Source organism: Bacillus sp. FSL R9-9497 (genome assembly GCF_038005805.1).
Lineage (GTDB): Bacteria > Bacillota > Bacilli > Bacillales > Bacillaceae_G > Bacillus_A > Bacillus_A cereus.
The window spans coordinates 5,204,543-5,217,636 of record NZ_JBBOTY010000001.1; the positions used below are offsets into that span (position 1 = coordinate 5,204,543).

The following is a 13,094-nucleotide window of genomic DNA, read 5'->3' on the forward strand; positions in this document are numbered from 1 at the left end:
ATTATTAGTTGAACCAATCGGGCTTTTACGGGCAGTTGATTTCCAAACTAACTTCTACTTATTCAACAGTTTTTGAGGTGTGAGGCTTACTGCCCTTTAAAGCGGGATAAAGTGCAACTTTCATCAATGCAACATACTATCCTCTGATGAACTTTATAATAACAACCGTGCTACCCGTATCATTTGTAACACACTGAAGGTGAAAAGAATGCGAAGGAGGGAATTCACTGATGCTCTACTTATCTCTTTTGTTAATATCCGTTGCTCTTTGGATTACAATTGACCTTTCATACGGGAGACTTCTTCATTTAAAACGGGTAAGCTCTCGCACTTTCCCTTTACGTCAAAGTGATTTTCGCCTTTATACATACGGGAAAGATTTATATGACGCTTTATTTACTGACATAAAACAAGCACAGCACCACATTCATATTTTATTCTTCATTGTAAAAACCGATAAAATCAGTCGTGAATTTTTAAAATTGTTGATTGATAAGGCTCAGGAAGGAATTGAAGTACGACTTTTACTTGATCGATTTGGCAGCCATTCTTTATCAAACGAAGCTATTCGCTCCCTGCAAAAACATGGTGTATCTTTTTCATTTTGTCATAAGGTAAAATTTCCTCTTCCTTTCTTTTCTGCCAATCAAAGAAATCATAGAAAAATTACAGTGATTGATGGGAAAACCGGCTATATCGGGGGATTTAATATTGGCGAAGAGTATCTAGGGCATAATGAACACTTAGGATTATGGCGAGACTATCATTTACGTCTTACAGGAGAAGGGGTTCAAGATTTACAAAAGCAATTTTTGCATGATTGGTTTGATGATACGAAACAGAATTTATTGGATGCTTCTCTTTATTTTCCAAAACAACAACCAGGTACCATCCTGCATCAATTTATTCCGACTGATGGTGCTTATTTACAGCATACTTTTTTACATTTAATTAACGGAGCAAAAAAAGAAATCTGTATCGGTACGCCATATTTCATTCCTGGAAAAAAAATTATGAATGCCTTATTAAAAGCAAGAGAAAGAGGGGTTCAAATCACAATTCTTGTTCCAGAAAAAGCTGATCACCCTCTCGTTCGGGAAGCAAAATTCCCGTACTGCCGAAAATTAATACAGGCTGGTTGCAATATTTATGCATTTCAACAAGGGTTTTTTCACGCCAAAATTATTATAGTGGACGATGATATTTGTGATATTGGAACGGCAAACTTTGATATGAGAAGTTTATATATTAATCATGAAATAAACTGCCTGTTATATAATAAACATTTCATTCAAACAGTAAAAAATAAATTTCATGAAGATCTAGAGAATGCATCCGTACTTTCCTATAGCGATGTAAACCCGCCTTCTCTTATCGATAGAGGAAAGGAATGGATTGGAACAATGCTTGCTTTCTTTTTATAGGAAAGACAATGAATAAAAGAGGTGTATCTCATATGATTATACGGTTTGGATATGTCTCACATGCAATGGCACTCTGGGACTGTTCTCCTGCCAAAACAATGACGTTTACAAGCTTTAAGAAACTTAGCAAGCAAGAACGAGAAGACAAACTGTACCATGTTATAAGGCAAAATTTAGAGCACACAATACGTATCCTTCATTACAATATAGCACATGAAATCCCACTATATCGCCTATCGTCTTCCATCGTCCCACTTGCAACACATCCCGAAGTCGAGTTTGACTATATTGGGTTATTCACACCACTTTGGCATAAAATAGGGGCTTTAATTAAAGAACACAATTTACGAATAAGTTTTCATCCAAATCAATTTACGCTATTTACAAGCGACAAGCCACATATTACTACTAACGCTATTACGGATATGACTTACCATTATAAAATATTGGATGCTATAGGCATTGCAGATTCTTCTTACATTAATATTCATGTAGGTGGAGCCTATGGAAATAAAGAAAAGGCAATTGAGCGCTTCCATGAAAACATAAAAAAACTTCCTACACATATAAAAAAACAAATGACTCTTGAAAATGATGATAAAACCTATACAACCGCTGAAACTTTATCAATTTGCCAAAAAGAAAATATTCCATTTGTATTTGATTATCATCATCATATGGCCAACCTTTGCGAGGAACCACTAGAAGAGTTGCTTCCTGCAATTTTTGAAACTTGGTCACATACAAATATCTCTCCTAAAGTTCACATTTCCTCCCCGAGATCGGAAAAAGAATTTAGGGCTCATGCTGAATATATCGATTTAGAGTTTATTAAGCCTTTCTTACACATTGCAAAAAAAAATAATCATAATTTCGATATTATGATTGAAAGTAAACAAAAAGACTTAGCACTATTCCAATTAATAGATGAACTTTCTGCTATAAGAGGAATTAAAAGAATAAGTGGTGCAATGTTACAGTGGTAAATTGTAACTTTGCACCATTTTTTCAAAAAAGTAATTTTTATAGTAAAAAATATTCTATTTTATATGCTATTATTTAAATTAGCATTTTCTCCCCGAGATTCAACTTTATTGAAACGGAGTCATAATATGATTAATCAAAAAAAGTATATACAATCTGTCATAATATACATATTTATATTTGCTCTTTGGATATTCCTTATACCAAGTGAGTCGAATATAAAAGAAATCGGGATTCTTTTCTTATTCTGTTTCGCTGCACTTTTTTCTTGCTATTGCTTATGTAAAGCGATTAGAAAAATGACGCCTGGTGATAAATTATTTTGGATTTTATTATTATGTACTTGTCTATGCGGGTTAGCTATGGAGATAACTTTATTTCTTCCTTCACTTTCTATTCATAAGCAAGTTATATTCTCATATAAAGCATTACCTTTTTTTATCATACAATATGTTTTACTCTTTGTTGGATTTGCTATAAAGTTTATAAAAATTTACTCTATTAAGGGTCTTGCTCAATTTTCATTCGATAGCATATTTATTGTTATTATGAACATTTATTTCACTTTAACTTTTATCTTGGACCTTTCAAGCTTCCGTATGCTAACAAAGGAAACTTGGATTTTAATTGGCTATTTTATTGCACAATCATTAGTAATTTACGCCGTTATTAGTCTATATAGAAGAGAACAATATTCTTCTAGTAGAATCGCATTAATTATCGGTTTCACTATTATACTCGTATACGGTTACATTCATCTGTTTCAATTAAATTTTGGGATGAAAACTTCTCCTGAATTTAATTATTTAATACACACTGCTTCTATTTTATTAATTGGACTTTCTTCCATACTATATATCTTGGATAAACCAATGCAACATGAAACGAAAGCAAAATATTATCGATTCGATTATGTACGTTTTATACTACCTTATTTTAGTATAATTATTACTTTTTCCTTTATTATCATTCAACCTTGGGATGATAAATTTATGTTAATTGGTCTCGTATTATCACTTATTTTGTTATTCTTGCGGCAACTTTACATGTGGAAAGATAATCAAGCACTAATCCTTACATACGAACAGTTGACTACACAACTAGAGGACGAAGTTGAAGAAGGTGCATTTGCATTATCAAAAAGTGAACAACGCTATAAATCTTTATTCGAAGATCATCCCGATGCCGTTTTCTCTTTAAATATGAATGGCATTTTTCAACAATCTAATAAGGCTTGCGAAAGCTTATTTACTGCCTATTATTGCGAAGTGGCAAGCTATTCTCTGGTACACTTCATTGATTCAAAAGACCACGAACTACTAAAGAAGGCTTTACAAATTACAAAGGAAGGTAGGCCACAAACGTTAGAAGTTCGTACAAAAGAACAAGAAGGCTATTATTATTATCTTCATATTACACTTATCCCTACTTTTATAAACAAAGAAGTGGTCGGAATGTTTGGGATAGCGCGTGATATTACCACTTTATACGAAAAACAAAAACAAGTAGAGCATTTAGCCTTTCACGATGCACTTACTGGATTACCAAATCGCCGAAAGTTCGAAAAAGATTTAAAAGCCATTTTAAATACAGCTCAAACTAACGCAAATGATGTCGCCGTCATATTCCTTGATTTAGATCGATTTAAAAAAATTAACGATAGACTTGGTCATGACGTCGGAGATTTATTATTAATTGAAGTAGCAAAAAGATTACGCGGTTGCTTGCGTTCAAAAGATATCGTCGCTCGCCAAGGTGGAGATGAGTTTACAATTCTATTACCAGAAATGTACTCAGAAAAAAGTGCAATTTTTATAGCTGAACAGATTTTAACTATTTTAAACAAACCATTCTTCATTCAAGGCGAAGAACTCTCTATTACACCAAGTATCGGAATTGCGATGTACCCTGATTATGGAACTGATGTAAATGAATTAATGAAAAATGCTGATATGGCTATGTACCGTGCGAAAGCAAATGGAAAAAACAGATTTGTTTTCTTCTCAAAAGAAATGAGTATCGCTCAAAATGAAATTCAATTCTTAGAAGGTGAACTTTCAAAAGCATTACAACAAAATGAATTTTTCCTTGAATACCAACCACAAGTAAGCACAAAAACAAAACAAATTATCGGTTTTGAAGCATTAATACGTTGGAAGCATCCAAAACTCGGTATCGTATCTCCTGCCCAATTTATCCCTCTAGCAGAGGAAACTGGTTTTATTATTGAACTTGGCAATTGGATTTTACGTACTGCCTGTTTAGAGGCAAAAAGATGGCATAATCAAGGTTTTTCTCACTTAAAAGTTGGTGTAAATTTATCTGTTGTTCAATTTAACCATGCAGATTTAATCCCAACTATTTCAAAGGTGTTGGAAGAAACAGAACTAAAACCAGAAGCACTAGATATTGAAATTACGGAAAGCATCGCGATTAATCAAAATCAATCTGTAGTTGCAAAACTAGAACAACTTCAAAATCTCGGTATTCAAATTTCAATCGACGACTTTGGAACTGGTTATAGTTCTTTAGCTTATTTAACAAAATATCCAATCAACACATTAAAAATCGCTCGAGAGTTTATTTGTGGAATTACAACTAGCCCTTTAGAAGAAGCAATTGTCTCTTCCATTATTACACTATCAAAAGAACTAAATTTAAAAGTGATTGCAGAAGGTGTAGAAACGGAAGAAGAATGGGAATTTTTACATAAACAAAATTGTGATCACATTCAAGGATTCTTTATTAGCAAACCTGTTTCTAGTAAAGATGTTTGGATGTTACTCCATAAAAAAACAACCGTCTAAGTAAGACGGTTGTTTTTTTAAAACTCAAAAGGCATATCTGAAGCTAATTGTACCTCTTGATTATCATGAGAAATTACTTTGCTTTTCTCTAAAGCTGTATCCGCTAATGAAATACCCCATGTCATTGCTAACGTTAATAGACTACCGATAAGTAGTTTCTTCATATTCCATCACCCACATTTTTTCTTTTAATATATCATGAAAATTTATCCATATATTATGCAATTATGCATATTTAGTTTTTGCGTTATTTTATTTCTTCATTTTTTTCATAAATTTTTCTTTATACGTATGCATTTCTAATATATCAAAAAAGAAATAAGCTTTTTCATAAGCCTCTTCACTCTTTGTCTCATCATAGCCTAGCTTTTCTAAGCATTCACCTTTTTGATAGTATAGTTGCCCAATCAATGCCATACTATTAATTCGACAAGATATTTCAATAGCTTTATTTATTTGATAAAGAGCCTCTTCATATTGATTATCTAAGTATAATGTTTTCGCATAATTATGTCTTACCTTCACATCAAACTCTTTATTTTCAGGTAATGCCTCTAATTGCTTTAATATACCTTCAAATAACTCCATACCTTTCTTAAAATAACCATTTTCAGCATAAATATTTGCAATTGCATTCTCTATATAAAGATTTTGGTACACATCAATCCCAGTTAATTGTTGATTTAACAATTTTTTTAATTCTAAAATACAATATTCATAATCAATTTTCTTCAATACATACGCTGCTACATGATATTGCCATTGAAGAAATTGCTGAAACTCAGGATGATATTCTTCCTTTTTCAACTCATTCCATACTTTATTATAAATTTCTTTATATTTCTTTTGCTTACAAAGCATAATGATTTGATCTTTTAACTGCTTTTTCCTCTCAATATCGGAATAAATGAGTACCTCATAAAAATGAATAATGGGAACTTGTAACTTTGCTGCAATACCTTGCAATATATCCATACTTGGGTATACCGCACCCGATTCAATTCTGCTCACTTCCGATTGATGACATATGTTCTCGGATAACTGTTTTTGTGTTAATCCTCTCAACACTCTAATTTTCTTAATTTCACTTCCTAATTTCTCTGCGTGCATACTTACTCACCATCCCATTATAACAATCTAATTTGTTAAGTTGTCATACCACTACAATAATGTGAATTCGACAATTTTTGATATGAAATAATGCATAATATATATAAAATTCGGCAAATTTTTCATACAATTCATCTCACATACAATAATAGATTAGGAGTGTTATAGATGAATTATAGAAAACTTGCTAGTGCTTTCGTTACATTCGGTCTTCTTTGCCCTTTATCAACAGAAGCTATTCATGCTCAAGAATTAGACAAAAGTGTAGTCAAAGTTGAAATTGCTCAGCCTGGTTTAACAATCGGGAAATTAACACAACCTCAAAATGATACGAAAGAAAATATTGCTAAAAAGTATTTAAAAGGTGAGGTAAATGGGGCGAAAGCTCAACAAGAACAAGTCACTACTGAAAAAAATGTAGATTTCCAACCTACAAATAAAGAAACCAAAGAAAATCAAACCGAAGTTCGCCTTGCACAAACATATAAAAACTATAAAGTATATGGCCAAGATCTCATTGTAAAAGTAGATAAAAATGGAGTAATCACAACTGTTAGTGGTAAAGTTGTTCAAAATTTAAATCAACAACCTAATCTTACTATAACAAATTTTTTGTCGAAAAATGAAGTAAAATCTAAATTACGCGATATAGTTCAAATTCCAAGTGATGCAGTTGAGACAGAATTCTCTAACGAAACCGTTGTTTATAAGAAAAAAGATGGCTATTATACATTCGCAACTGTTATTACATTTACTTATGAAAACAATGAACAAATTATAAACGGCAATGCTATCGTTGATTTAAAAACTGGCGAAGTACTTTTTCAAGAAAAATTCATTAAAAACAAAGAGAATAAGACTATAAATCAAGTAACATCACCTAGATTATCCCCTGCAAGTGAGCAAGGAACTGGGAAAAATGCACTTCAAGAAAACATCTCTTTCAATATTGCCAAAGGAACTGATGGAAAATTTTATTTAGCGGATTTATCACGCGGAAATGGTATTTATATTTATAATGCAAACTACGCTGATTCCCTCGGGGGATATAGTCAAGCTGGTTATCCAGGGACACTAATTTCAAGTAGTACTCCTAGTTTTGCAGATAAAGAAGCCGCGGGCGCTATGAAGAACATGAGTGATATTTACGATTACTTTAAGAAAGAACATAATCTAAAAAGTTACGACAATAAAGATTCAAAAGTTGTTGCTAGTGTACACGGTTTTGATTCTACTGAAGTTAGTGATGGTGTAAAAGAAGACTATGTAAATGCATTTTGGCATCCCGCTTGGAACCAAATGGTATTTGGTGATGGTTTAGACGGAAAACTAACATCCGCTCTTGATGTAACAGCTCATGAATTTGGACATGCTGTATTTAGTGGCACGACGAAAAATAAAGTCGTGAGATATCCAAGTGCTGAAACATCTGCACTAAACGAGGGATTAGCGGATTTCTGGGGTACACAAATCGAATATTACGTAAAGAAAGATAAAGGAAACTGGATTATGGGCGATACATTAGGTGGCCTAACAATTCGTGATATCCCAAGGGAAATTGGTGACGGCGGTCATAAACTATATACAAATTTACAAGATTTCTATAACGATGGTAATAATCAAGAATCACACGTGAATTCTGGTATTATCAGTCACGTATTATATCAATTAGCTGAAGGTAAAACATATAACGGTATTGCTGTCCAAAAACAAGGCAATGAAAAAGTCAGTAAAGTTGTTATGCGTGCATTGCAAAATTATGCAACTTCCGCTGAAGACTTTGAATCACTTCAATCTCACATCGTACAAGCTGCAAAAGATTTATATGGCACTGCCGTATCAAATGAATTTGCAAAGGCATTTGAAGCACACGGTTACAAACCGTTACAAAAAATAAATAAAGTAATAGCGGTACAATAATAAAAAAAGAAGTTTACCAATCATAGGTAAACTTCTTTTCATATCCATCCCTTTTCTTCCGCAATTGTAATTGCTTCAATTCTATTTTTCGCATCAAGCTTCGCTAATACTTCAGAAATATAATTACGTACTGTACCCGGTGAAAGATAAAGTGCCTTCGCAATTTCGTTTGCTGTCTTTCCTTCTTTCGCAAGCAACAATACTTCCTTTTCGCGATCTGACAACGGATTTTGCTCCTGCCATAAGCCAAACATTAAATCTTGGGAGACCTCTCGTTTCCCCTTCATTACATTACGAATTGCTGCAGCTAAATCTTCACTTGGGCTATCCTTTAATAAATAGCCGTGCACACCAGCTTTCATTGCTCTTTCAAAATATCCCGGCCGTGCAAATGTTGTTAAAATCATTACTTTGCATGATGATTTTTCTTTCTTTAACGCTTCAGCAACATCTAATCCACTTTGAATCGGCATTTCAATATCCATGATACTTATATCCGGTTTTAACGATTCAATTAATTTTAGCGCCTCTTCCCCGTTTGCCGCTTGTCCAATTACCTCGATATCATCTTCTAGATCAAGCAGAGCCCCTAACGCACCACGAAGCATCCGCTGATCTTCTGCAATAATAATTCGGATCATGCCCTCACCTCATCTTTTCCTGTTCTAATAACAACTGGAACTTTTACTGTTAACAACGTCCCTGGATTGATTGTACCTAGTTCAACAAATCCATCAATAAGAGCAATTCGTTCTTTCATGCCGCGAATACCATTTCCATCATGATTTTGATCTGTTAAACCGATTCCGTTATCTTCTACTTTCAAAATCAGCTCACCTTGCGATTCTAATACAGAAACTGCGCACCGCGTCGCCTTACTATGTTTTACAACATTTGTAACGGCCTCACGTAAACACATCCCGACAATATTTTGTTCAATTGGTGATAACGAGCTCGATCTTGCTTCTTGCCTCACTTCTAATTTAATATTAGCTGCTTGTAAGATCGCTTTTATTTGCTCTAGCTCTTCTTCTACCGTAATCATACGCATATCAGAAATTAATTCTCTCAGCTGTTTTAAGGCTGTACGAGACGTTTGTGTAATTTCCTTCGCTTCCGCACTTGCACGCTCTGGATTTTTTACGATTAACTTCTCTACAAGCTGGCTTTTCAAAGTAATAAGAGATAACGTATGCCCTAATGTGTCATGAAGATCTCTTGCAATCCGCTGCCGTTCTTCACGTTTTACTAAGTCTTTAATTTGCTCGTTCGCCTCATCTAATTGATTTCTTAACATCTTTTTCTGATTAAAATTACGCATACCAAATGGCGTAAGAAGCATTAAAATAAACATCGGGACGATATTTACTAAACTTGTTGGTGTTAGTTGATTCATATTTACAAATAAAAATGCTCCAAGCATTATAACTAACGAGCATAACAGCACTCGAAATACTTTCTTATTTGGCGCAAATCCCATCGCACTTGCTGTGAAAAAGCCAAAAAATATCATAAAAGGATTATAAAATAAAGCAAATAAAAAGATGAGTATCATTTGAATGCATGCCCATAAAATAAACGTCTTCTGAACAAAATAAAGCTGACGGTATGTGATAATAAAGAGTATCAACATACCACTCCCTAGCACAAGCTTCCATCCTGATGCTTGTGCTAAGTGATAAATTGGAAATAATAGATAAACAAACCACATGTACGGAAAGAATCCCATATGTTTCGGAAAAATCTCAATCCTCTTCTTCTCTATCATTTATACCGCTTCCTGTCTTTTTCTTATATATATTGATACTACAACAAATATAAGGAAATAACCTCCTAATACCGCGATATTTTCCCATCCAATTGATTTTCCAACTACAATATCCCACGCACCACTTCCGAAATGGTATGTTGGTGTCCATTCACCAATCGTTCTTAATATTTTGGGGAATACTTCAATCGGCATCCATAACCCGCCAACTATGGCTAAACTCATATTTAAAATATTTGCTAAGCCAGCAGCTGCGTCCGCCTTTTTAATGGAACCTATTACTGTTCCTAACGCTAAAAATGGTGTTACCCCTAACAATAACCATAACCCCGCACCAATCCATTGCCCTACCGTTAACTCAACATGATTAATTAGTATCCCTGCAATAAAGATAACTAATATTGAAAAAGCATTTACTACTGTTTGAGCGATAATTTTTGCTGTTAAATATGCTCCCTCTGGAAGCGGTGTAATTTTTAGAAGATGTGTCCATCCTTGCCCTTTTTCCTGAGAAAGTCTTACACCGAAACTAAAGAGTGCAGTCCCTACAATACTGAAAGTTGCCATCGAAATTAAATAATGTGCTTTCCACGCATCTCCGTTTTGTGGTACTTGAACAACATTTGTGAAAATGTAGTAAAACATAACAGGCATTAATAATGAGAAAAAGATAAATAATTTATTGCGGAATGTACGTAAAATTTCTATTTTGCACTGCATCCATAACGCTCTCATGCGATTTCCTCCTTCTGATTTGCAACGAATTGTTCAAATGCCTCATCAAGACTTCCACGTTCAACTGAAACATCTGTTACAGGTAAACTCCTTTGATAAATGGCTTTTAAAGTTGCATCCGTATCCTCCGTTGTTAAAATGAAGCGTCCTTCGTTTGACTTTACTTCTATTACTTTTGGTAATTCCTTTAGTAATTTTGTAGGAATGCTTTCCTTTGAGTAAAATGTGATTGTTTTTCTCGAAATCGTTGCTTTCATTTCGTCTGGTGTACCATCTGCGATAATCTTTCCGTTCGCAAATAATAAGATACGATTTGCTAAAGCATCTGCTTCTTCTAAATAATGCGTCGTTAAAATAATCGTTTTCCCTTCACTTGCTAACTTTCGAATCGTTTCCCAAAACGTTCTTCGAGACGTAATATCCATTCCGACTGTCGGCTCATCTAAAAATAACAAATCCGGATTTCCCGCAAGTGCAAGCGCAAAGTTTAACCTTCTTTTTTGCCCACCTGATAATTTCTCACATCTTTGCTTTCGCTCTGATTCTAAATTTGATAACTGCAGTAACGTTTCTTTCTCTATAGGATTCGTATAATAACTACGGAATAACTCAATTGCCTCTTCCACCGTAATACTATCAATGACACTTACTTCTTGCAGCATTGCACCGAGGCTATTACGAACATCTCTATGCTTTGGACTCTTTCCAAATATAGAGACCTTACCTTCCGTTGGTTCCTTTAATCCAAGCATCATTGACATCGTCGTTGTTTTCCCCGCACCATTCGGACCAAGCAACGCTACTATTTCCCCTTTATTTACATGAAATGAAACATTATTTACTGCGTTTTTATGTTTAAATGTTTTAGAAACATCATTTACTTCAATAATCTTTTCCATCTCTCCACCCCCGCTGTTTCTTATATTTACATTGTATTCCTTGGAAAACTTAGGAAACAGTATGATGCATCATGACATCGATATGACAATTGTCATGTATTCTTTATGAGAGGAATCAACCTGCATACCGCAAGCGAGTAGCAGGACGAAAATAAACATGATACAATCGGATAAGATATATATTCGAGGAAGGACAGTGGTTTTCATGATTATTCGTAATGAACAAGATTTAGAAGGCTTACGAAAAATCGGCCGCATCGTTGCGCTTGCACGTGAAGAAATGAAAAAACAAGCGAAGCCAGGTATGACAACGAAAGAGCTTGATTTGATCGGTAAAAAAGTATTAGATGAGCATGGTGCTATTTCTGCACCTGAAAAAGAATATGATTTTCCAGGTGTAACTTGCATTAGTGTAAATGAAGAAGTTGCTCATGGTATTCCAGGAGATCGTGTATTAAAAGAAGGCGACTTAGTAAACGTCGATGTATCTGCTGCACTTGATGGCTATTATGCAGATACAGGCATTTCATTTGTACTTGGAGAAGACGAGGCAAAAGAAAAGCTTTGCCAAGCAGCGGTTGATGCATTTTGGGCAGCAATGAAAAAGGTTAGAGCTGGCTCAAAACAAAATCAAATTGGTCGTGCTGTTTCAAACTTCGCACATAAAAGTGGATACAATGTTATTCAAAACTTAACTGGTCACGGCATTGGTCTTAGCTTACATGAAGCACCAAATCACATTTTAAGTTACTATGACCCAATGGATAATGCGCTTCTAAAAGATGGTCTTGTTATCGCTGTAGAACCGTTCATCTCTATGAAAGCTGATCATATTATTGAACGTGGTGACGATGGTTGGACATTCGTTACACCAGATAAAAGTCTTGTTGCACAATGTGAACATACCGTTGTCGTAACACGCGGTGAACCAATAATCTTAACAGAAATCTAATATAAAAAAACGGTTGTTTTATTCCACATAAAACAGCCGTTTTTTTATTTTTGGGAAAATATGTGAACCATTGTTGAACTCTTTATCATTTAAGTATATAATCTTTAGCGGAGGTTACTTAAGCTTATCTTTACTAAAAAGATATTGTAACTAAGGAGTAAAACACCTTCTTTCTTATTGTTTAAACAGTCTCAAAAATGACCGTAGTAACGTGTTAGTCGAATATTCTGTAATCCTTATATTTATCTAACAATGTAAGAAACTATCATCTTTCAACTTCGGTCCACTAATCGCACAACTCTCTTTAGACAAAATAGATGACTATTTTTAAAGTACATATTGTCTTCATTCTGACCAAAACCAACCCTATCTAGATTTTTATTTCCACATAACTTTAAGGCAAAAATAAGCCTTCACAAAGGGATACACTACATTGGTTAGTATGTATCGTAAAACTTACCTTTATAACCATTCTTTTTTACTAGATATACATGA

General features: G+C 34.1%; 11 protein-coding genes. 5 read left to right on the forward strand and 6 right to left on the reverse strand.

All coding sequences use genetic code 11. The features are described from left to right. Positions 1-230: 230 nt before the first annotated feature. The 3 genes from cls (at position 231) to MKY21_RS26955 (ending at position 5,215) form a co-directional block, all read left to right on the forward strand. The gene (gene cls / locus MKY21_RS26945) at positions 231-1,424 is read left to right on the forward strand and encodes a cardiolipin synthase (protein ID WP_016118947.1); all 1,194 of its coding nucleotides are present in this window, start codon (positions 231-233) and stop codon (positions 1,422-1,424) included. Positions 1,425-1,456: 32 nt separating this feature from the next. Continuing rightward, entirely contained in the window at positions 1,457-2,410 is a 954-nt protein-coding gene (gene uvsE / locus MKY21_RS26950) for a UV DNA damage repair endonuclease UvsE (protein ID WP_016118948.1), read from the forward strand. 126 nt (positions 2,411-2,536) lie between these two features. Further along, positions 2,537-5,215, forward strand: a complete 2,679-nt coding sequence (locus tag MKY21_RS26955; RefSeq protein ID WP_061664287.1) for a DUF4084 domain-containing protein — start codon at positions 2,537-2,539, stop codon at positions 5,213-5,215. 17 nt (positions 5,216-5,232) lie between these two features. Here the strand turns inward: MKY21_RS26955 and MKY21_RS26960 are convergent, their stop codons facing one another. After that, on the reverse strand, positions 5,233-5,379 hold the full coding sequence (locus MKY21_RS26960) for a quorum-sensing peptide PapR (protein WP_000734743.1): 147 nt from the start codon (positions 5,377-5,379) through the stop codon (positions 5,233-5,235). Positions 5,380-5,467: 88 nt separating this feature from the next. Next, positions 5,468-6,325 carry a helix-turn-helix domain-containing protein gene (locus MKY21_RS26965; protein ID WP_086392768.1) on the reverse strand — a complete coding sequence of 286 codons (858 nt, stop codon included), beginning with the start codon at positions 6,323-6,325 and terminating at the stop codon, positions 5,468-5,470. Positions 6,326-6,493: 168 nt separating this feature from the next. Between MKY21_RS26965 and MKY21_RS26970 the strand changes: the two genes are divergently transcribed. After that, positions 6,494-8,245 (forward strand): M4 family metallopeptidase, encoded by a 1,752-nt coding sequence (locus MKY21_RS26970; RefSeq protein WP_001109514.1) that lies wholly within the window; start codon positions 6,494-6,496, stop codon positions 8,243-8,245. A gap of 38 nt (positions 8,246-8,283) precedes the next feature. Here MKY21_RS26970 and MKY21_RS26975 read toward each other — a convergent pair whose 3' ends face one another. From MKY21_RS26975 to MKY21_RS26990, 4 genes are read right to left on the reverse strand one after another with little or no spacing between them, the layout of a single operon-like run. Then, positions 8,284-8,886, reverse strand: coding sequence for a response regulator transcription factor (locus MKY21_RS26975; protein ID WP_000619244.1), 603 nt, complete (start codon positions 8,884-8,886; stop codon positions 8,284-8,286). After that, positions 8,883-10,013, reverse strand: coding sequence for a sensor histidine kinase (locus MKY21_RS26980; protein ID WP_000570612.1), 1,131 nt, complete (start codon positions 10,011-10,013; stop codon positions 8,883-8,885). The genes MKY21_RS26975 and MKY21_RS26980 overlap by 4 nt, the downstream gene beginning before the upstream one ends. Continuing rightward, a complete protein-coding gene (locus MKY21_RS26985; RefSeq protein ID WP_341077818.1) occupies positions 10,014-10,748 on the reverse strand; it encodes an ABC transporter permease in 735 nt (244 codons plus the stop codon). It abuts the gene before it with no gap. Beyond that, entirely contained in the window at positions 10,745-11,647 is a 903-nt protein-coding gene (locus tag MKY21_RS26990) for an ABC transporter ATP-binding protein (RefSeq protein ID WP_000411113.1), read from the reverse strand. Before MKY21_RS26990 ends, MKY21_RS26985 begins: the two co-directional genes overlap by 4 nt. Before the next feature lie 157 nt (positions 11,648-11,804). On the opposite strand from MKY21_RS26990, the gene map reads away from it, so the two are divergent. Beyond that, positions 11,805-12,599: a type I methionyl aminopeptidase gene (gene map, locus MKY21_RS26995; RefSeq protein ID WP_003313889.1), complete on the forward strand. Its 795-nt coding sequence runs from the start codon at positions 11,805-11,807 to the stop codon at positions 12,597-12,599. Positions 12,600-13,094: the final 495 nt, after the last annotated feature.